The sequence below is a fragment of the Robinsoniella sp. KNHs210 genome (genome assembly GCF_000686105.1).
GTDB lineage: Bacteria > Bacillota > Clostridia > Lachnospirales > Lachnospiraceae > Robinsoniella > Robinsoniella peoriensis.
In genome coordinates this window covers 2,628,352-2,649,006 of the sequence record NZ_JMLZ01000002.1, presented here as the reverse complement: position 1 = coordinate 2,649,006, position 20,655 = coordinate 2,628,352, and the positions used below count along the sequence as shown (strand labels likewise).

Annotated in this window: 16 protein-coding genes and 1 riboswitch; of the genes, 13 read left to right on the top strand and 3 right to left on the bottom strand. The window is 43.1% G+C overall.

Annotation, left to right across the window (positions count from 1 at the left end; translation table 11 throughout):
- Positions 1-66: 66 nt before the first annotated feature.
- Positions 67-1,845, top strand: a complete 1,779-nt coding sequence (locus tag CD03_RS0118725) for an extracellular solute-binding protein (RefSeq protein WP_197041678.1) — start codon at positions 67-69, stop codon at positions 1,843-1,845.
- A 135-nt stretch (positions 1,846-1,980) separates the two neighbouring features.
- On the opposite strand, the gene CD03_RS0118720 is transcribed toward CD03_RS0118725, so the two are convergent.
- Entirely contained in the window at positions 1,981-2,979 is a 999-nt protein-coding gene (locus CD03_RS0118720) for a LacI family DNA-binding transcriptional regulator (protein WP_027294938.1), read from the bottom strand.
- A gap of 163 nt (positions 2,980-3,142) precedes the next feature.
- Between CD03_RS0118720 and CD03_RS38955 the strand changes: the two genes are divergently transcribed.
- The 3 genes from CD03_RS38955 to CD03_RS0118700 all read left to right on the top strand — a co-directional run bounded on the left by CD03_RS38955 (position 3,143) and on the right by CD03_RS0118700 (position 6,412).
- Positions 3,143-3,265: a hypothetical protein gene (locus CD03_RS38955; protein WP_255348098.1), complete on the top strand. Its 123-nt coding sequence runs from the start codon at positions 3,143-3,145 to the stop codon at positions 3,263-3,265.
- A gap of 979 nt (positions 3,266-4,244) precedes the next feature.
- Positions 4,245-5,378: a uroporphyrinogen decarboxylase family protein gene (locus tag CD03_RS0118705; protein ID WP_027294937.1), complete on the top strand. Its 1,134-nt coding sequence runs from the start codon at positions 4,245-4,247 to the stop codon at positions 5,376-5,378.
- Complete coding sequence (locus CD03_RS0118700; RefSeq protein ID WP_081820290.1) at positions 5,375-6,412, top strand: uroporphyrinogen decarboxylase family protein; 1,038 nt, start codon at positions 5,375-5,377, stop codon at positions 6,410-6,412. The genes CD03_RS0118705 and CD03_RS0118700 overlap by 4 nt, the downstream gene beginning before the upstream one ends.
- A gap of 251 nt (positions 6,413-6,663) precedes the next feature.
- On the opposite strand, the gene CD03_RS0118695 is transcribed toward CD03_RS0118700, so the two are convergent.
- Complete coding sequence (locus CD03_RS0118695) at positions 6,664-8,187, bottom strand: response regulator transcription factor (RefSeq protein ID WP_027294935.1); 1,524 nt, start codon at positions 8,185-8,187, stop codon at positions 6,664-6,666.
- Position 8,188: 1 nt separating this feature from the next.
- Positions 8,189-9,922: a sensor histidine kinase gene (locus CD03_RS0118690; RefSeq protein WP_027294934.1), complete on the bottom strand. Its 1,734-nt coding sequence runs from the start codon at positions 9,920-9,922 to the stop codon at positions 8,189-8,191.
- Between the two features lie 464 nt (positions 9,923-10,386).
- On the opposite strand from CD03_RS0118690, the gene CD03_RS0118685 reads away from it, so the two are divergent.
- The 9 genes from CD03_RS0118685 to gcvPB all read left to right on the top strand — a co-directional run bounded on the left by CD03_RS0118685 (position 10,387) and on the right by gcvPB (position 20,611).
- A complete protein-coding gene (locus CD03_RS0118685; protein WP_027294933.1) occupies positions 10,387-11,745 on the top strand; it encodes an ABC transporter substrate-binding protein in 1,359 nt (452 codons plus the stop codon).
- An 85-nt stretch (positions 11,746-11,830) separates the two neighbouring features.
- Entirely contained in the window at positions 11,831-12,712 is an 882-nt protein-coding gene (locus tag CD03_RS0118680) for a carbohydrate ABC transporter permease (protein ID WP_027294932.1), read from the top strand.
- Positions 12,713-12,726: 14 nt separating this feature from the next.
- Positions 12,727-13,566, top strand: a complete 840-nt coding sequence (locus CD03_RS0118675; RefSeq protein ID WP_197041677.1) for a carbohydrate ABC transporter permease — start codon at positions 12,727-12,729, stop codon at positions 13,564-13,566.
- Between the two features lie 71 nt (positions 13,567-13,637).
- Positions 13,638-14,735 (top strand): uroporphyrinogen decarboxylase family protein, encoded by a 1,098-nt coding sequence (locus tag CD03_RS0118670; protein WP_044289494.1) that lies wholly within the window; start codon positions 13,638-13,640, stop codon positions 14,733-14,735.
- A gap of 30 nt (positions 14,736-14,765) precedes the next feature.
- Positions 14,766-15,833: a uroporphyrinogen decarboxylase family protein gene (locus CD03_RS0118665; protein ID WP_027294929.1), complete on the top strand. Its 1,068-nt coding sequence runs from the start codon at positions 14,766-14,768 to the stop codon at positions 15,831-15,833.
- 119 nt (positions 15,834-15,952) lie between these two features.
- A riboswitch (glycine riboswitch) is annotated at positions 15,953-16,035 on the top strand.
- A gap of 201 nt (positions 16,036-16,236) precedes the next feature.
- Complete coding sequence (gene gcvT, locus CD03_RS0118655) at positions 16,237-17,343, top strand: glycine cleavage system aminomethyltransferase GcvT (RefSeq protein WP_027294928.1); 1,107 nt, start codon at positions 16,237-16,239, stop codon at positions 17,341-17,343.
- Positions 17,344-17,391: 48 nt separating this feature from the next.
- Complete coding sequence (gene gcvH, locus CD03_RS0118650) at positions 17,392-17,769, top strand: glycine cleavage system protein GcvH (protein WP_027294927.1); 378 nt, start codon at positions 17,392-17,394, stop codon at positions 17,767-17,769.
- A gap of 26 nt (positions 17,770-17,795) precedes the next feature.
- Positions 17,796-19,112, top strand: coding sequence for an aminomethyl-transferring glycine dehydrogenase subunit GcvPA (gene gcvPA / locus CD03_RS0118645; protein WP_027294926.1), 1,317 nt, complete (start codon positions 17,796-17,798; stop codon positions 19,110-19,112).
- Positions 19,112-20,611, top strand: coding sequence for an aminomethyl-transferring glycine dehydrogenase subunit GcvPB (gene gcvPB / locus CD03_RS0118640; RefSeq protein WP_027294925.1), 1,500 nt, complete (start codon positions 19,112-19,114; stop codon positions 20,609-20,611). The genes gcvPA and gcvPB overlap by 1 nt, the downstream gene beginning before the upstream one ends.
- Positions 20,612-20,655: the final 44 nt, after the last annotated feature.

The following is a 20,655-nucleotide window of genomic DNA, read 5'->3' as shown; positions in this document are numbered from 1 at the left end:
ATAGAATAAAAAGCAAGAAAACAGGCGAAAGTAAGGGATTTAAAGAGGATCAGGGAAATGAAAAAAATGAAGTGCAAGAAAATAAAATGGAAGAAAATAATCGGGAAGAAAATCACCGAAGTCATAACAGGAGTGTTGATCACCGGCGCTTCTCTGATGATTTTGGGCGGATGTAATACATCGAAGGATTTGTCTGGAGCGGGAAAAACAGAAAATAATAGTGCCGAGACGATACTGACAGCATTTGTTCAGCAATCAGTAGCCTCGGATGATGGAATATGGGAAGGCTGGGGAGCCCAGAAGCTGTATGAAGACACCAACATCAAAGTAGATTTCTATGCAAGCGGCAATGAGGTAGAGCAGAAATTAAAGCAATACATGGCAGCGGGGAATCTACCCGATATCATTGGATTTCGTGATCTGGATGAGGTGCAGCTTCTCATGGATGCTGATTTATTGCTTCCCCTGGAAGAATATGAAAATCTGCTGCCGGCTATATTTAAAACAGAGGAGTATCAAAGTGCTATTGCCTATACCATGGAAAATACCAGTAATGGCACTGGAAAACTGTTCTTCATGCCCACTTCAATTGGGCCGGTGTCCTATAATGCTTATAACTGGGTGCCGCTTCTGCAATGGGATGCTTATAAGATGGCAGGAGCTCCAAAGCTAGATACTCTGGAAGATTATCTGGATGTTGTAGAAAAAATGGTGGAAATAAAGCCAGTTACTGAATCCGGTGAGAAAGTTTATGGATTTTCTCTTTTTTCTGACTGGGACAAATATTCAGCCCTGGAAATTGCATCGCTGTCCTACTTTTATGGGATTGATTCAGAATATGTGTCTACACTGATGGAAACCAATATTTTAACAAAGGAGACAAACTCTATATTAAAAGAGGACAGCTTTTATAAGCGTGCATTAAAGTTCTATTTTGAGGCAAATCAGAGAGGGCTGCTGGATCCCGATTCTGCTACGCAGAGTTATAGCAACCTGGAGAAGAAGTACAGCGAAGGAAGAGTCATGTTTTCCTGGTTCTCCTGGCTTTGGGGAAACTATAACAATGTCTCCTCCGGACATGTAAATAATGAGGAGAGACCAGACGGTTATGCTAATATTCTGGCCTCGGATATGAAAATTTATGAAGCCCCGGATCAGGTAATCGGGCGTAACTGGTATTTTGCCATAAGTAAGAATTGTAAAAATGTAAAAAAAGCATGTGAGTTCTTAAACTGGCTTTATGATCCGGAGGTGGAACAATATCTGTATAATGGTCCAAAGGGCGGCGTCTGGGAACGCAAATCGGATGGCGAGCCTTATGTAACGGAAAAGGGCTGGGATGTGATTAATGAGAAAAGCGAAGATCTCATGCCGGTTGAAGGCGGCGGCTCTTTCCAAAACGGGGTATATCATTTTAATGGATTGGGTTTACAGGCATCTACTCTGATGGATGACGGGTATACCATCAGTTACCGTTACTGGCCTTCCAGCCTGAATGTGGATGAAACATTAATGCAGAAAGAGGTTAATGAGATGCTGGGGAAAGACGTCCTTGCGGAATACCTTTATGAAAATGATATGGTGGCAAAGTCTACCATAGCGGTCAATATGATACCTCCTGTATCCGATGTTATGGAGAATAAAATTGCGGAAATCGGAGAAGTAGTGCGCGGCGATTCCTGGGACCTGGTTTATGCAAAAGACGAGAATACATTTGAAGATCTTTGGCAGAATATGGTGAAGAAAGCGAAGGATCTGGGAATGGATGATGTGGAGAAGTATTATAAGAAGGCTTGGAAAGAGGCACTTAAAAAAGCGGCAGAGTTTGAAAATACAGATAAATAAAAACAGAGTATAAAAAAAATATATGTGAAATTTTAAATAGGATTGAAGGGTGGTTTATTTCCTTTTCAATCCTATTTAATTTGAAATTTTTCTAAACCCAGGATATACTGTCCTGCTTTAGATGATAGGAAAAGCCTAAAACCGAATATTCGTAGTCCCCCGTTCCACAATTTCTCCAGTGATGATCGCCTTAGAAGGAACCTTCTTACCTGACAGAACCTGCATTAACATAGAGACAGCATTGATACAGGAAAACTCTAGCCGGTTATCCAGGGTAGTTAGTTCCGGTTCACAACAGATACCCATCTTGGAATTATTATAGCCGGTAATGCATACATCTTCCGGGATTCTGCGCCCCAGACTTTGTTCGTATTTTAAAACGCCGATCGCCATATCATCATCAGAGGTGATAAAAGCGTCATGCATCTCAAATGAACGGTCTGATAACAGAAAGTCTCTGGTAGACAGTATATCACTGTTACAGCAGATATTTTTTGCGTTTTCTATACCAAAGTCTAAACAGGCTTTTAAAAACCCGTTCAATTTTTGACGGCCGCTGTAAGAGAGGGAGCGATATAAATAACAGGGAGATTTTCGTCCGCTTTCTAAAAGTTTTGTTGTCAATTGGTAGATCGCCTGGCTGTCGTCACAGAGGGAACAATAGATGTTGTCTCCCTGCAAGTAGCCATTTACAATAATCAGTGGTGCTGATTTTGCTGCGTTGAGAAGATATTTGTTTTGCTTTGCATTCTTTTCTATATAACTGGAACCGGCCAGAATAATAGCATCTACCCGCTTTGACAGGAGCAGATTCAGATATTTTTCTTTTATTTCCAGATCATAGCCCGTACAGCAGAGGATGGAATCATAATCGTGTCTGCGCAGTTCCCGTTCCAGAAAGTAAATGGCATTTGCCAAAAAGCTATCGGAAGAATCAGCACATAAAATGCCAATGGTATTCATTGTATTTAAACCCAGTCCCCTTGCAAATATATTGGGTGTATATCCTGTTTCCTGTATGACAGACAATACTTTGTCCCTTGTTTTATCACTCACATTTCCACTTCCGTTTAAGACTCTGGAAACAGTGGCGATGGATACGCCTGCCTTTTCTGAGATATCATAGATATTCATAACGCACCTGCCCTTTCTTTAGTAGAGTAAGGTCTTATATTATTAATAGATTATTATAAGGCCTTGTATGGTAAAAAGCAATTAGAATTCAATATTATTAGGGGGGGCTTAATTAATAAATTTGGGTTTGGCTGAGTAAGGGGACGCTTTGTAGATGTAGGTAGTGTACGGAAAGATGGGTGTGGAAAACTGGCATGGGCTCCGTCAGCTGGCCGCAGAACTGGTATTTTCTAACCTTTCCGAAGCGCTTTTTGGCGGCACGCGGGTATTCACCGAGAAATCCTGATGCATTTCTCGGTTCAGTACCCGCTTAGTATCCGATGGGAGCCAGTCGAATACTATCCGCCAAAAAACACTCCGGAAAGGTAAGTAAATACTCAGCTCTGCTCTACGCTTCCTCCGCCCATGCCAGTTTCCCACACCCATCTTTCCGAGATCCAGTTTACTGCCACAAAGCTGGTTTTCTCAGCAGGTTGGAACCCCTGGGCTGTGGCCGGCTATTCTTTATTAGATGCTGCGCAGTATGTTTCGGCTGTTTGCGTAAAAGAAGATGGAAGTTTGCTCCTTTTTCTGGTTACAGAATGAAATACAAATTCAGTTTTCAAGATCAGTTGCTTTACGCCAGTCGCGTCCGGCATGCCACACCCCCGGGGTCCCATCATTCTGAGAAAACCAGCTTTGTATCAACGAATGCTATCTCGGAAAGAGAAGGGGGCGGACCAGGACATTGGTTTGGAAGGCGTATAGCAGAGCTGAGCATTTACTTACCTTCCCGGAGTGCTTTTTGGCGGATACAATTCGACTGGCTCCCATCGGATTGTAAGCGGGCAGTGAGCTGCGAAATGCATCAGGATTTCGGAGCGAATGCCCGCGGGCCGCCAAAAAGTGCTCCGGGAAGGTTAGAAAATGCCAGTTCTGCGGTAAGCCTTCCAAACCAATGTCCTGGTCCGCCCCCTTCTCTTTCCGTACACTACCTACATCTACAAAGCGTCCCCTTACTCAGCTAAACCCCAATATAATTTGTAACTTCATAAGTTTAACCCGCACCATTTTTAAATGCTCCCGCATTTATAAAATCTCAAGAAAACTATAAAAATTCAACATTCATAATCTCATTCCATTGACAAATAGAAAAAAAGAATATAGGATCTTTGTAAGCGCTTACAATGTTGGACGGGAAGTGTTTCCGGCAGTCAGAATATGTTTAGCATAAGAGTTTAGAAAAAAGAAAAATGCAGGAATTGATTATATATGGAGGAAAGGTAATGATGGATAGAAAATTTGACACTACTCTGAGGGATTCACAGGGAACAGCAGTGGAGCCGGTGAGCCCGGAAAGGTTTGACCTGGAAGCATATGCAGACTATGAGGAAAAACAGTTGGAAAAGAATCGTAATTTTCTGCAAAAAGAAGAAGGGCTTTTAGTTTACCGCAGAGTACGGGCTGACGGAGTGTTCTATGACAGATGCAGAGATTATAAAGAATCTTTGGCGCTGCAGCTGGGGGCTTTGAAACTCAGCATGAACTATGAGGCAGACATTGCAAACTTTCTGGAACCCTGGTACGGAATTGGATATATTGCCTCCTGTTTTGGGGGGGAATATGTATGGAAACCGGGGCAGGCACCCAGTGTTGATCCTAAGTTTGAATCAACAGCAGATATTTTGAACAGCGATTTTGTTCCGATAGCCAGGACTGGGATTGGGAGGCATATTTTAGAGATGACGGAATATTTCATAGAAAAAACCAGAGGAAAAGTGCCTGTTTCCCTGACCGATGTTCAATCCCCCATTAATATGCTTACCTATCTGCTGCCTGTGACCAATCTTTTTTATGATGTGGTGGATGAACCGGAACAGGTAAAAAAAGTGTCTGAACTGATTACAGGACTTTTATTAGATTTTCTAATGGAGCAGAAAAAATTGTTGGGCAGTGCATTGGCAGGACCGGGACATGGATTCGCATCCAGCCGGGCTTTCAGAGGAATCGGACTAAGTAATGATATGTCAATTATGGTTCAGAACGAGGATTATGAGGACATTTTTAAAAGCTCGGATGAGAGGCTGGGAGCGGCATTTGGAGGTGTTGTATACCATTCCTGCGGAGTTTGGGAGTCTAAAATTGAAATGGTGAAACGCTATCAAAATATTTTCATGGCTGACGGTGCTTTTTCCATTGAGACAGATCCTTCTCCAAATTGCCCGGAGATTTTTGCAGAGGGATTTTCAGGCAGTGGTATTGTGTTAAATGCCCGGGCTGTTGGAGATGCAGAACATGCATACTCGGTTTTTGAAAAGTTGTGGAAACCAAAACAGAAGCTTATCTGTGTAACTTACTGTAAGACACCGGATGAACAGAAGAAACTATATGAAAAGTTACATAGTTTGGAGGAGAAATGATGAAATATGATATAACCTTTCATCCGTCCTGGTGGCATGCCCATGCAGGAATAGATTTTACCAGGGACTTTTTTGATGAGCCGCAGTATCGAATGGAATGCGATATGAAAATGCGCCGTGCACTTTACGATCATTTTGGTGAGTATGGTCTGGGTGAAAAGGCTCCATTGATGCGCCCTCTGCTTGGGACTGACCTTTTAGCCGCAGGATATCTTTATTCGGAACTGATGGGCTGTGAAGTAAAATACCAGGCAGATAATTCTCCGCAGATTATTCGCAGGGATTTGGATGAAGATGAGATAGGTGAGATTTTTGCTCCCGAACTTGAAAAAAGCGAAGTCTGGCAGCGAACACAGAGGCAAATCGATTACCTGCTGGGTAAGTTTGGTTATGTGGAGCCATATATCAATCTTCAGGGGGTACAAAACATTTCCATGGATTTGATGGGGCAGGAAGCCATGGTGGTGTTTTATACGGCACCGGAAGAAGCAGAGCATGTTCTGTATGAAATAACAAAACTTTCCATTTCAGTGGGGAGACGTCTGAAGATGCTGTCAGATGATATTTCCGGCGGTGTTACGGCAATTGTAAGAAAGGTACGGCCGAAGGTTTATCTGACATCCAATTGCTCGGTGGAGATGATTTCCAATGACTTATACGAAAAATTTCTTTTACCCTGTGATCAGATATTGGCGGAAACATTTGGCAGCTTTGGTGTGCATCACTGTGGTGCGACGATGGAACATGTGGTGGACGGATACCGGAAGATTCCTAATCTGGACTTTGCGGAAGTTGGAGCTTTTTCAGACTTAGCCTTGGTAAGAAGTAAGTTTCCGGGGGTGTTTTTAAATGCCAGGTATAGTCCTGCGCGGCTTTCGGAAGCATCAGAAGAGGAAATTATGCGGGAAGTGCAGGAATTGGCGGTAACAGGACAGGAAAATGGTGGATTAATTTCAGTTTCCTGTGTTGGAATTGATAAAAATGTTTCCGATGAAAAAATAAAGTATTTTCTGAATGCCTGCAAAGAAATGTGAACAGATCTTAAAAAAATAGCTATAAAACGTGGTGATATTTAAAGATAGAAGGATGAAATGACACCGATTTGTAAGGAGATAGAAAACAGCTTATTCCTGGAAGAATACCTTACCGAATAACAGAGGAACGCCGTAAATAAATGAGGATGAAAAACATCATTTATTTCCACGTTCCTTTTTTATTCGAGACCGTAAGAAATTTGTAATTCATAAATCAGATCTGTTTATACATGTGATTCTGGTGTATGCGCTTACGTAGCAGGCGGCGTAAGCCGGTATTTACTGGGAGAAGAACCTACCGTATCCCGGAACAGCTTGGAAAAATAATGGGGATTGCTGATGCCGATCATGATTCCGATGGTATTTACCGGCAGGTCGGTGCCGCGAAGCAATTCACATGCCTTGTTCATACGGCATCCGGTAATATAGTTGTTCAGAAATGCCCCGGTCTTCTGATAAAATACTTTTCCAAGATAGTTTGGAGACAGGTGGATCATATCGGCAAGGCTTTGAATTGACAGATTCTCGCTCAGATGTGACTTTATATAGGATATCACGGTCTCCACATATTCATTGGAGTTACTGACTGCCATTGTATTAAATGGAAGGGCATAAATCCAATCCAGCAAAGATGTAGCAATCCTGTCCAGATCATCTTTTTTCAATTCCCGCTCTAATAGGGCAGATACCATGCTGCTGTTATCGTATTCAATAAAGGATAGTAAAATCGTGAAGACACTTTTTTCCAGGGATCTGTAATTTTTACAGGAAAATATTATTTCCCGGATAATCATTTCCGAATCCTGCTTGCGGAATGAAAAAACAGAAGACATTAATCGTTCCACGTTTATTTCAATATTAGCAGGATTCGCAGTACTTCCGGCACACTGGCCGCTGTAACAGTTCGATGAACTGCTGCCGGAAAAATTCCTTATGTTTACGGATTTATCAAAAATAAATTCATTGCAGGTGAGGCAGGCTTCATTTACTGCCCGGTAAAGTTTCAGCGCAGGATTGGCAAATGTAGAGGAAATTCCGAAATAGCAGGGCTGTTTTGTATAATTGAGCAGTGTTTTGTTTAGTTCCTGTGCGATGGTACGTATTTTTTCTGTATCGGAGGCATCCAGAAGACAGAGGATAAAATCATCTTTACTGTATAACTGGTATGTTATCTGACAACGTTTAAGAATATTCTGGATGATATTGTGGTATAAGTTTTGGTTGATGCTGTTATTAGTATGACGGTCATGGCGTGCGGCAATGACCATCTTTGGACAGTCGGACAGATGGTGCTGCTCCAGATATTTCTCCAGGCTGCGGATATCGGAAGCATCGGTAAAAACTTCTGAGAAATTCTGAATAGAAGGTTCTGAATCAGATGGGTCCGCCTGCCTGGAATCCGGGTAAGAGGCTTTGATTTTCGGCAGTGCCGCAGTCAGGTCCTCATTTTTAAAAGTGGATTTACATAGATACAGTTCCACGCCGTAGCGGATTGCCTGCTGAGCATATTCAAAATCATTATAGGCAGATATGATGATAAATTTCACTTCACTATCCAGTTTTCGGATTTCATTCATCATTTCCAGTCCGCTTACCGGGGACATGCGAATGTCAGTAATGATCAGGTAGGGGTGGTGTTTTTCATATAAGGCCAGCCCTTCCTGGCCGTTTGATGCATCTGCTGCAATATAAAATCCATAGGCATTCCAGTCTATTAATGATTTCAGTCCAACCCGGACCAGAAATTCATCTTCTACGATCATTACAGGAATCATATTAATCAACCTCCTTGGCTGTTTCTGTTAGAATTGGCTGAGTTACGATTACTTTTGTTCCGATATGCAATTCGGAATGAAATGAAATCCCATATTTCTCACCAAACCAGATCTGGATGCGTTTGTTAATATTGGTAAGACCAATATTATGTACCCCGTCTTCTGAAGAGTGGGGCAGTTGGCAGCCGTCAAAAGAAATTCCCTCCCCATTATCTTCTACTTCATAAACCAGTGCATCCTCTGACAGATAAGCGCGTATTACAATTCTACCATAATCGGATGCATCTGAAAAAGCATGATAAAAGCAGTTTTCCACCAAAGGCTGAATCAGAAGCTTTAAAGTCTTGCATTTTTTTGTTTTCTCCTGAACCTCAAAGAGTATATCGATGGCAGAGTTATACCGGAACTTCATAATATCTACATAGCAGGTGACTTCCTGCAGTTCCTGTTCCACCAGAATAAATTCATTGGGATGGCTGCTGGTAATCTGAAGCAAAGTAGAAAAGGAAGATATCATCTCTGCAATCTGGGGGGAGTCCTGCATAAGTGCCAGCCACCGGATGGAATTCAGGGTATTGTAGGTAAAGTGCGGGTTGATCTGAGCCTGCAGTATTTCAAGTTCCGTTTTTCTTTTTTCCTCTTCTATATTTTTTATCTGGCTGATCAGGTTGGAGATTCTGTGCAGCATATCGTCATAACCCTCAATTAAAACATTAATTTCCGACACCTGGGAAGTGCATGGGTCAAATGTAAAATCCCCTTTGGCGCTGCGCTCCATGGAACGCATCAGGGGCTTAAAGGATCTGGTAATTACCCGGCTCAGGAAGAACGTCAAAACCATACTGATTAATAAAGCCAGCAAAACGATCATCACGATCTGATGATAAATGGGATAAAGGTCTTTTTTGGTCGCATCTTTCGGAGTCAGGGAAACCAGGGTCCAGTTGGTGAAGGGATTAATTTGTTTTGCTAATATATAAGTAGTATTTTTAAGTTTGATATGTGCGCCGGTATTATAGGCATTTAAATTAGTCAGGTGGTTTTCCAGCAGATCCTGTTTGCTGGTATTCTGTATGTAGAGCAGGTTGTTTTCCGCATCAAATGCCGAGATAATAACACCATTATTACTGTTGATATTTTTCAGGCAGTTCTGAAGAAGATTAGCGTCCAGAAGCACTAGCATCACACCGGGTGATTTTGAAATAAGTGTACGGCAAAATGACTGGGCATAGATAAAATAATTTTCATCATATGTGAGTATAACCTGGTCTTTTTTACCTTCCTGCACATCCTGGAACCAGTTCTGCTCCATAATTGCGGAATAATTGATCGGCGAGAAGCTGTCATGAATAAAATAAACTTTGTCATTTTTATAAAGATAAATATTTCGAATGTATTTGTAATAATTGGATGAGGTGGCAAGGAGCTGCTGTACTTTGGATTCATTTTGCAGTCGGATAAACTGGTTTGGATGATTGGTAGCCAGATTTACCGCTCCTGTAAGCTCAGAGTTATTTTCCAGAATAGAACCGAGGGTTGCCACATCATAAAAAATCATAGACAGCTGTTCATTTGCCTGTTCAAAAACTTCCTCGTATTTTGTGGTGGACATCTGATGGAAGATGTCGGTAAAGTAGGTTGTAATACTAATGCTGACCGTAACTAAAATTAAGATAATAATGCCGGATGCCGATGTAAATAAAATCTTCATAAGGGAATAAGTCTTCTTATGCATATTATGCCACCTATCATTTTATTCCCGCGATCAAGGACCCAATTGGATGCGCCTGCGGGCTCATTTGTCGCCTGCGGCGAGGTTAGTAAACATCTCCGCTTGCAGTTGGGGGGGTAACTTTATGGAAATCATAGCATAAGAAAAGACGGGAAACAAGACGTGGGAAATAATGACATTAGATATTTATACAAGTGTGTTGATTTTTATAAATCATGGCAAAGGAAATCATTTATATCTGTAATCCGGTATAAATGAAATGGATGAATTTGGTAAACAACACCGTTGGTCTCTCTATTTCATAACAGGATGCAGTTCGATATAATAAAGATACCTTAACAACAGGTGAATTGTGATTGGGATATCATAAGCAGAGCAGTGGTATTCATGGGGTTAGGCATAAAATAGAACTGCAAACGAATGTAAGCCTGCAAGATGTATGAAAAGTGAAAGAGAGGATGAATGGTATGAAAAAGAAAAAACTGATGTCTTTGTTACTGGTTTCGGCAATGGTGTGTTCCATGGCAGCGGGATGCGGGGGTGGAAAAGAAACTTCCGGTTCGCAGGAAACTAAAGGAGAAACAAAGGAAGCTTCCGATAATGAGACGAAAGAAGCATCCGGCGGACAGGAAGAAAAAGTACTGACTATGATGAACTATATTGATCCTGCAAACACAGACGATCCAATGCAGTCTGTAGTGATCAAACTGTATGAACAGTTTACGGAAGAAACGGGGATCAAGATTGAATACAATGTGGTTCCCTGGGATCAGCTGGAATCCAAAATCGTTATTACTAACCGGGCAGGGGCACCCAGTGATCTGGTTGCAGTCAGTTCACAAAAGCTGGCATCCCTGGTAAACAGCGGTGCGCTGATGCCTCTGGATGATATGATTGACCAAAGCTATAACCGGGATGATTTTTCAAATGCTGTCTGGGCAGCAGGCACTTACAGCGGAGACAACAAGGTTTATTGTATGCTGCAGTCCGTTCATACCAGAGGAATATGGTACAATACGGATTATGTAAAAGAAGCACCTAAGACCTGGGATGAAATTGTATCGGCAGGACAAAAAGCTATGTCAGAGCATGAAGGCATTTATGGCTTCGGATTCTGGGGCGGAAAACATTATGCTTCCGGTGAAACTGCGATAGGTCCTTTGACCTGGGCAGGAGACGGAAAACTTACCAATGATGACGGAAGTGCGGCATGGGATAATGATGCTGCAGCAGATGCCATAAAGTTTATGTCTGACTGCGTAAATGAATATAAGATTACGCCGGAGACCTGTTTGTCAGTCAGTGATTATAATGATGTTACCCAGCAGTTTGCAGCCGGTAATATAGCAATGATCTTTGATGGCTCTTATGCAAAACCAACACTGGAAGCTTCTGATCTGGGAAAAGAAGGGAAATTTGATTTTGCTCCTGTTCCAGCCAAGACAGAAGGGGGACCCCAGCCTCATTTCTCCAATGGCTGGGCATGGGGAATTCCAAGTAAATCGAAACAGCCGGAACTGGCCTGGGAATTCATAAAATGGTTCTCGCAGAAAGAACAGCAGCTGGCACATTCCAAGGCAGAGGGAGGACTTCCAATTACTATTGAGGCGCAGCAGGACAAGATGTATCAGGAAGGGCTGGAGAAGAAATTTATTGATAACCTGAATAACAATGCACATAGCATGGATCCTTTCGTTTATTACCAGGAAGGTCTGGAGGAGTTAGCCGTAGCGGGGGCAACTTACTGCCTGGATCCCAGCAGCGATCTGAGGGCAGTACTGAAAGAATCCCAGGAAGCATTTAACCAAAAATACTATGCAGAATAATTTGTAAGCATGTGTCTGCAATATAAATGCAGACACATGCAGACTTTTCTATTGAAGCATATTAGCAATGTCAGGAGGAAGGTATATGTTCCATACAAAAAAGAAATCCTATCTGCCCTATTTTCTGGTAGCTCCGGTCTTTTGCATTCTCTTGTTGTTTTCCTACCTGCCCTTTCCATATACGGTGTATCTGTCGTCCCAGAACGTCATGCCGGGAACCGGAGAAATGGAATTTGTAGGACTTAAGAATTACAAGATGATACTAAAAGATCCGAATTTCTGGGAGAGCATGAGAAATACAGGGTACTTTGTAATTGTGGCAACAATAGTTGTAATTGTATTAGGGGTTATCGTGGCGCTGATTCTAAACAGCAAGATTAAGGGAATGGGTGTCTATATGACAATTTTATTCATTCCCTGGATTGTATCGGATGTAGTTGCCGGTTTTTCCTGGAAATGGATGCTGAATGCGGATTTTGGTGTCCTGAATTACCTGTTTGAACCCTTACATCTAAGGGTAAGCAATCTGATTACGAAACCGGAATATGCCATGATTGCAGTAATCATGGTGACTATGTGGAAGCAGCTGGCTTATTCCACCATTCTGCTTCTGGCTGGTCTGCAAAATGTATCCAAAGAACTTCTGGAGGCGGCGAAGCTGGATGGCTGTTCCGGTCTTCAGGCATTCTGGTATATTACCTTTCCTATATTCAGCCCCATCCTGCTGGTAACCACGCTGCTGGATATTATTAATTTCATCAGCCAGTCCGGAATGCTACTGGTGCTGACAAATGGAGGCCCTCTTCGCAGTACGGAAACGCTGGCACTTTATATGTTTAAAGAGGCGTTTACGAATTTCCATCTGACAAATGCATCTGCAATTTCCATGGTATTGGCAGTGATCAACATCTTGATTGTATTTGTCTATTTCTATATCAATAAAAAAAGCAGAGAGTGGGTGGATTAAGTATGGCAGTGGGAATGAAAAATAAAAATATGAAGAAAAAAATATTTGCAGTGATCAAACATGTGATCATGATCCTGGTTTCAGCATATATGCTTGTGCCGCTATTATGGGGATTTCTTACGTCTTTAAAGCCGCAGAACCTGATTTTTACATATCCCCCTAAGTTTTTTTCCGGGCTTACCTTGGAGAATTATAAGCATGTCTTTGAAACCCAGAATCTGGGACAGAATATTCTTTCTACGCTGGGGCTTGCCTGTATCTCTACTGTGATCGGGATATTGTTTGCGACCTTTGCAGCTTATATATTCTCCAGATATAAATTCCGGGGAAAGGGCTTTTTTATAGGCTTTGTGGTATGTCCTATGTTAATTCCGGGACTTGTAAACCTGATTCCCCTGTTTACCGTTTATACAAAACTGGGACTGGTTGATAATTTCTTTGGATTAATTCTACTGTATCTGCCGTCGGTGATGCCATTTTCCATTATGGTTCTGCAGAATTATTTAAAAGCAATTCCCTTTACGCTGGAGGAAGCTGCAATGATTGACGGATGCAGCAGATTCCAGCTTTTGACCAAAATTATTCTGCCGGTAATTCTGCCGGGAGTGATTGCTGTTGCCATGATCTCTTTTGTTACCATCTGGAATGAGTTTATTATTACTTTAATCTTTACCACAGGTGGAAATCTCAGGACGCTCACCATGGGCATGTATTATATGATGAGTAAAAATAATGTAAATTACGGTGCAGTCTGTGCAGTATCTTTTGTCAGTATTGTTCCGGTATTGATTATTTTTCTTATTTTCAGAAAGCAATTTATTAACTCAATGATAGATGGAGCGATTAAGGGGTAAGTATATTCTGGCAGCCCACAAAACTTAGAATCCCAGTAAAAGCTTAATGGACTGCTGTGAAGGAGGAAATTATGACAAGTAAAGAAAGATTATTAATAGCACTGGACGGGGGCTGTCCCGACAGGCTTCCGGCAACGACCCATCATATTATGAAATATTTCCGGGATACTTATATGGGGGGATGCAATGACCGGGAATTTTTCCGGGAGATGGGACTGGATCCCATACACTGGGTCAATCACTCGTTTTATACCAGGGAACAGGAAGAAAACTGGAGAATAGAAGAAGAACCCGTAAATACCACGGGTTACCGGACTGTTCGCTATAAGATTCACACGCCTAAGAAAACCTTTACGATGGTTGTTCAGTATAATCAATATACATCCTGGGTGACGGAACACCTGCTCAAAGAGAAAGGAGATATTGAAATATTGGCGAGGTACCTTCCAAGTCCCAGGGCGGACGTGGGTAAAATCAATGAAGAAGCAAAAGAACATCAGGACTGCCTGATCCGTGGTTTTATACCATGTTTTGATATTTCGGGACAGCCGGGCTGCTGGCAGGATCTGGCATGCATTTTCGGAATACAGGATCTGATCATGGAAACATATGACGATCCACAGTGGGTGAAGGAAGTGCTGGGAATTTTACAGAGACGCAAACTGGATTATGTAGATACGCTGGATGGATGTAAGTATGATATATTGGAAATGGGCGGTGGGGATGCATCTACCACGGTGATATCCCCAGGCATATTTCAGGAGTTTGTTGCTCCGTTTGACACGCCGATTATTCATGGTATCCAGCAGAAGAACATACGGGTAGTATATCATACCTGCGGTGGAATGATGCCGATCTTAGAGGACATTGCAGCAATGGGTCCCAATGCAATGGAAACTTTTACGCCTGTGGATATGGGAGGGGACGCAGATTTAAAAGAGGCAAAACGCAGAGTTGGGAAAAAGGTCTGTATGATCGGGGGATTCGATCAGTTTCATTTTTTCAATGGCTGTTCCCGGGAGGCAACCAGAACCAGGGTTAGAGAATGTTTTGAGGCGGCAGGAGAAAATGGTGGTTTTATCCTGGCACCTTCCGATCATTTCTTTGATGCGGATCCTGAGTTAATCCGTGCTTTTGCGCAGGAAGCTGCCTGTTGTATCTACGAATAATATAACGAACGGGTCATGGAGGAAGAAACTATGTGGGGAAGAGAACTGATTGAAGCAGCGATTGCAGGAAACAGCTGTGAAGTAAATGGATTCTGGGTAGGGCACCCTTCGGATGAAGCGAAAAAGATCTATTATCAGGAAACAGGTATTACTGGAAATAACGGGAAGTCAGAAGCTGATTTTAACCTGAAAATTAATTCCGATATGATATGGCTGAGTCCCGAACTGGATCCGGAGTGTTGGAAAAGTCCGGATGGATCACCTATGTGGAACTGTTTTAACGAGGAGAGGAAAAGTCTTGGAAGCGGCGGGATATTTGCTGATTGTGAAAGTATTGCAGAAATAGAAGCGTTTCCCTGGCCAGATCCTGCATATCTGGATTTTACAAATTGTCTGGAAGATAGCAGATACGCATATGAAAAAGGTCTGGCAGTATTTGGCGGGATGTGGTGTCCGTTTTTTCATGTATTATGTGATTTTTTTGGAATGGAAAATTATTTTGTTAAGATGTATACCGATCCGGAGGTAGTACATGCTGCAACACGCCATATTGTAGATTTTTATCTGGAAGCCAACCGGCGTTACCTGTGGCAGGCTAAACCATATTTGAGCGCAGCGTTTTTTGGAAATGATCTGGGCACTCAGTTAAGTCTTCTGATCAGTCCGGAGAGTTTTGATGAATTTGTACTGCCCTATCTCACGGAAATCGTTCAGGGAATAAAGGCAGAGGGGCTGAAAACAGCCATGCATTCCTGCGGGGCCATAGATCTGATTATTCCAAAACTGATCGATGCGGGCATTGATATCCTTCATCCCCTTCAGGCAAAAGCAGCAGGAATGGATGCAGAAAATCTGGCGGCAAAATATGGAGGAAAGCTGGTATTTATGGGAGGTGTGGATACTCAGGAACTGCTGCCCTTTGGGAACGGCAGTCAGGTAAAAGAAGAAGTATTAAGACTTCGCGATATCTTTAAAGGTAAGTTTATCGTATCCCCAAGCCATGAGGCGCTGCTTCCAAATGTGCCATTTGAAAATGTGATGGCGATGAGTGCAGGAGCAAAGGAAGAAAGCGTCCTTCTCAGCGAAACACAGATTTAAGCTGAAATAGTACGCTCCGGGAAAAATATGGTTGACGTACCATATGCTCTATGATAGGATGAATCTATAGAAGCAGGCACTGGTATACACAAGTGACGGAATTAAAATAGCATATTCGGTAGAAGGATTTGGGAGAGACTATGCAGATAGCGCCGAAGGGGAAAGTATGGAAACTCTCAGGCAAAAGAACCAGATCTGGACGAATCTCTGGAGAGCGCAGCAGCACCAACGAAGTAAATCTGTTCCCGGTACAGGTCATTTTCTGACGTATGCAGGAATGGACTAATCTTTCAGGTAAAAGGACAGAGACGGATTGAATGAATGAAGTATATCTTCATTTATTCAGCCCGTCTTTTTTTGTGTGTTTCGGTGTGGGTGGAGTCAGTAAAAAAGGAGGAAAACTATGGAGCGTAAGACGCCGCTTTACGAAAGACATGTAAGTCAGAAAGGAAAAATGGTGGATTTTGCAGGTTATCAGCTTCCGGTTCAATATGATGCGGGAGTGATTGCAGAACATATGGCAGTGCGGAAAAACTGCGGATTGTTTGATGTTTCCCACATGGGTGAATTTATTTGCAGGGGAAAGGATGCTTTGAGAAATTTAAATTATCTTCTGACAAATGATTTTACTAATATGTATGACGGGCAGGCAAGGTACAGTCCCATGTGTAACGAAGGGGGAGGAATTCTGGATGATCTGATCGTTTATAAGATCAAAGAAGAAGATTACTTTATTGTGGTAAATGCGGCTAATAGGGAAAAAGATTTTGCCTGGATGAATCAGCATCGTTTTGGAGATGTGCAGTTGATGGACATCTCAGACTTCACGGCGCAGATTGCACTTCAGGGTCCTGGAGCAGAAGCGGTAATTACAAAGGCGGTATCCGAAAAAGATATTCCGAAAAAGTATTACAGTGCGAATTTTAAAGGTCAGATAAAAGGAATCCCCTGTACTATTTCAAAAACAGGGTATACCGGGGAAGAGGGATTTGAATTTTACTGTAAACCGGAAGATGCAGTTATAATCTGGGATCTTCTCATGGAACTTGGAGAGGCAGAAGGGATTTTGCCCTGCGGACTTGGTGCCAGGGATACACTCAGACTGGAAGCTGCTATGCCCCTTTATGGTCATGAAATGGATGAACAGATCACACCGTGCGAAGCGGGGCTGGAAAACTTTATAAAAATGAAAAAAGAAGATTTTATCGGAAAGAAAGCTTTGGAGGAAGGGGCTGGTTATCCCAGGCACAGAATGGGACTGAAAGTAACAGGACGGGGAATTATAAGAGAACAGGCTGATATTTACCGGGAGGGAAGTCTGATTGGGAAGACTACTTCGGGAACGTATTCTCCACTATTCCAGTATTCCATTGCTATGGCGCTTTTGGATCGGGATAGAGTAAAAGCTGGTGACGAAGTAGAAGCAGTTGTAAGGGGCAGGAAGGTTTTAGCTCAGGTAGTGGAATTACCTTTTTACAGAAAAAAGCAGGAAGCAGCAGGAAACAGGTAAATAAATCCGGAGCCGCAGCAAGCGGCAGACACGTGATAGGAGGAATCTATGAATTATCCAAAGGAATTAAATTATGTGAAATCCCATGAGTGGATTAGAAAAGAAGCAGACGGAATCGTGGTAATTGGTATTACAGACTATGCCCAGGACGCATTAGGAGATCTGGTATTTGTAAATCTTCCGGAGACAGGGGACGAAATCTCTGTTGGAAATCCTTTTGCGGATGTGGAGTCTGTGAAGGCAGTATCGGAAATATTCTCTCCGGTCACCGGACGGGTAGCAGAGATTAATGAGGAACTGCTGGACAGTCCGGAACTGATAAATGATGATCCTTACGGTGCATGGTTTATTAAAGTAGAGGAGGTCACAGAGGAAGAAGAATATATGGATGCTCAAAGTTACGAAGAATATACAGAGCAGCTTTAAAAAATGATAAGAAAGGGGGTCGCTGTATGGGATCATATGTTGTTTCCACGAGGGAAGAACAGGAGCAGATGTTAAAAACTATGGGTTATACAGGTTTCCAGGATTTATTTTCCGGGATACCGGAGGAAATTAAATTAAATAGAGATCTGAATATTCCGCCCGGCTGTTCAGAAATGGAAGTGTTGCGCAGGATGGAGGAGCTGGCAAATGAGAATAAGGTATTCCGGCATATTTTCCGGGGGGCAGGTGCGTATCATCATTATATACCATCTGCGGTGAATCAGATTTCACAAAAGGAGGAATTTCTCACTGCATACACACCCTATCAGGCAGAGATCAGCCAGGGAATTCTGCAGTCTATTTTTGAATATCAGACCATGATCTGCGAACTGACCGGGATGGACGTATCCAACGCTTCCGTTTATGACGGGGCTACCGCAGCTGCTGAGGCAGCAGCCATGTGCCGTGACAGGAAACGAACCAAGATAGTAGTATCTGCCGCTGTAAACCCCCAGGTGATTCGCACGATTCAGACTTATTGTTTTGGAAATGGTTCAGAAGTTCTGATCGTGCCCGAAAAGTCAGGTGAAACAGACCTTCAGGCGCTGGAAGCGGCAATGACAGCGGATGCCTGCTGTTTTTATGTTCAGCAGCCCAATTATTATGGTATACTTGAAAATTATGGGGATATGGAAAAGATTGTACATAAGAGCGGGGCAATGCTGATTATGGGATGCAATCCGATTGCGCTGGCAGTCCTGAAAACACCGGGTGAGTATGGTGCGGACGTGGCGGTTGGTGACGGGCAGCCCCTTGGTCTGCCGCTTGGATTTGGAGGTCCCTATCAGGGATTTATGACAGTGAGGTCTTCCATGGCGAGAAAACTTCCGGGCAGAATCGTGGGAGAGACCACCGATGAAAAGGGAAACCGTGCATTTGTCCTGACCCTGCAGGCAAGGGAACAGCATATCAGAAGAGAAAAGGCAGGAAGCAATATTTGTTCCAATCAGGCACTTTGTACCCTCCGGGCGGCTATCTATATGGCAGTTATGGGGAGCAGAGGAATGGAGGAAGCGGCAAGGCAGTGTACAGCGAAAGCCCATTACCTGCAGCAGGAATTAGAAAAGAATGGATATGAATTAAAATATCAGAAACCGTTCTTTCATGAATTTGTCACGCGGACTCCGGTGCCGGCAGAAAAGGCCTTAAATTATTTGGAACAACAGGGGATTCTGGGGGGATTGCCGCTGTCTGACAGAGAGATCCTGTGGTGTACCACGGAAATGAATACCAGAGCTGAGATGGATAAATTGACGGCATTCTTAAAGGAGGTGCGGGAATAATGAAACTGCTTTTTGAACAAAGCGTCTGCGGCAGGGGATGTGATATCCTCTGGAAATGTGATGTCCCGGCAGTGCAGCATAAGGGGATGGAACGGGAGAAAAAACTGGATTTGCCCCAGATGTCAGAAATTGATATCAGCAGGCATTATACAAAACTGGCAGAGAATACTTACGGTGTGAATACAGGCTTCTATCCGTTAGGCTCCTGTACCATGAAGTATAATCCCAAAGTAAATGAAGATATAGCAGCATTGCCCGGATTTACAGAGATCCATCCACTACAGCCTGTGGAAACCATCCAGGGATGTCTGAAAGTTCTGAAACTGGCTGAGGAAATCTTCTGTGAAATTACCGGAATGGATGGTATGTCTTTTCAGCCGGCGGCAGGAGCACATGGCGAATTTACGGGGCTGCTGCTTATAAAAGCATACCATGAAAAACGTGGGGATATAAAAAGAACGAAGATGATTGTTCCGGATTCGGCACACGGGACAAATCCAGCAAGTGCCGCCATGGCGGGATATACGATCGTGAATATCCCTTCCATGGAAGATGGATGCGTCGATTTAAAACAGCTTAAAGCTGCAGTGGGAGAAGATACGGCAGGATTAATGCTTACGAATCCGAATACAGCGGGATTGTTTGATAAAAATATCCTGGAGATAACCAGGATTGTGCATGAAGCAGGAGGGCTGAATTATTATGACGGTGCCAACTTAAATGCGGTAATGGGGATTGTAAGACCCGGAGACATGGGATTTGACATTGTCCACCTGAATCTTCATAAGACGTTTGCTACGCCACATGGCGGAGGCGGACCGGGAAGCGGACCTTGTGGTTGCATGGAATTTCTGATGCCTTATCTTCCGGGGCCCAGAGTGTGTCAGAATAGTCATTCCACCGACCAGAACACCCTGATTTCCGGCATGGACGGTTCAGGATTCGAACTTCATTTAATGGAATCACCCGAATCCATAGGCATGGTAAAAGAATTTTACGGAAACTTTCTGGTGGTCGTGAGAGCCCTTTCGTATATTCTTACATTGGGAAGGGAAGGGATCAAAGAAGCGTCCCAGGCGGCAGTACTGAATGCCAATTATATGATGCACCGGTTAAAAGGTCACTATGAGATGGCTTACGGCGGTCCATGTATGCATGAATTCGTAATGTCTCTGGCTAAAATGAAGCAGGAGACGGGCGTTACTGCAATGGATGCTGCCAAATCTATGCTGGACTACAGGCTTCATCCACCAACTATGTATTTTCCCTTAATTGTTCCGGAAGCACTTATGGTTGAGCCTACGGAGACGGAATCCAGAGAAACCCTGGACGATGCCGTGGATATATTGCTGAAAATCTATCGTGAGGCTTATGAAAATCCACAAAAGCTCCATCAGTCTCCGGGCAGTACAATAATCGGGCGTCCGGATGAAGTAAAAGCCGCAAGGAAGCCAAAGCTGCGGTATATTCCGGAAAATGAATCGGGATGGCAAAATTAAAGGGCATACAATGCAAAGCACCTAATGAAAAGGAGTTCAGGAAG

Coding starts and splice junctions, on each gene's coding strand:
- CD03_RS0118725 (WP_197041678.1), top strand. CDS start 67: ATGAAGTGCAAGAAAATAAAATGGAAGAAAATAATCGGGAAGAAAATC.
- CD03_RS0118720 (WP_027294938.1), bottom strand. CDS start 2,979: ATGAATATCTATGATATCTCAGAAAAGGCAGGCGTATCCATCGCCACT.
- CD03_RS0118705 (WP_027294937.1), top strand. CDS start 4,245: ATGATGGATAGAAAATTTGACACTACTCTGAGGGATTCACAGGGAACA.
- CD03_RS0118700 (WP_081820290.1), top strand. CDS start 5,375: ATGATGAAATATGATATAACCTTTCATCCGTCCTGGTGGCATGCCCAT.
- CD03_RS0118695 (WP_027294935.1), bottom strand. CDS start 8,187: ATGATTCCTGTAATGATCGTAGAAGATGAATTTCTGGTCCGGGTTGGA.
- CD03_RS0118690 (WP_027294934.1), bottom strand. CDS start 9,922: ATGCATAAGAAGACTTATTCCCTTATGAAGATTTTATTTACATCGGCA.
- CD03_RS0118685 (WP_027294933.1), top strand. CDS start 10,387: ATGAAAAAGAAAAAACTGATGTCTTTGTTACTGGTTTCGGCAATGGTG.
- CD03_RS0118680 (WP_027294932.1), top strand. CDS start 11,831: ATGTTCCATACAAAAAAGAAATCCTATCTGCCCTATTTTCTGGTAGCT.
- CD03_RS0118675 (WP_197041677.1), top strand. CDS start 12,727: ATGAAAAATAAAAATATGAAGAAAAAAATATTTGCAGTGATCAAACAT.
- CD03_RS0118670 (WP_044289494.1), top strand. CDS start 13,638: ATGACAAGTAAAGAAAGATTATTAATAGCACTGGACGGGGGCTGTCCC.
- CD03_RS0118665 (WP_027294929.1), top strand. CDS start 14,766: ATGTGGGGAAGAGAACTGATTGAAGCAGCGATTGCAGGAAACAGCTGT.
- gcvT (WP_027294928.1), top strand. CDS start 16,237: ATGGAGCGTAAGACGCCGCTTTACGAAAGACATGTAAGTCAGAAAGGA.
- gcvH (WP_027294927.1), top strand. CDS start 17,392: ATGAATTATCCAAAGGAATTAAATTATGTGAAATCCCATGAGTGGATT.
- gcvPA (WP_027294926.1), top strand. CDS start 17,796: ATGGGATCATATGTTGTTTCCACGAGGGAAGAACAGGAGCAGATGTTA.
- gcvPB (WP_027294925.1), top strand. CDS start 19,112: ATGAAACTGCTTTTTGAACAAAGCGTCTGCGGCAGGGGATGTGATATC.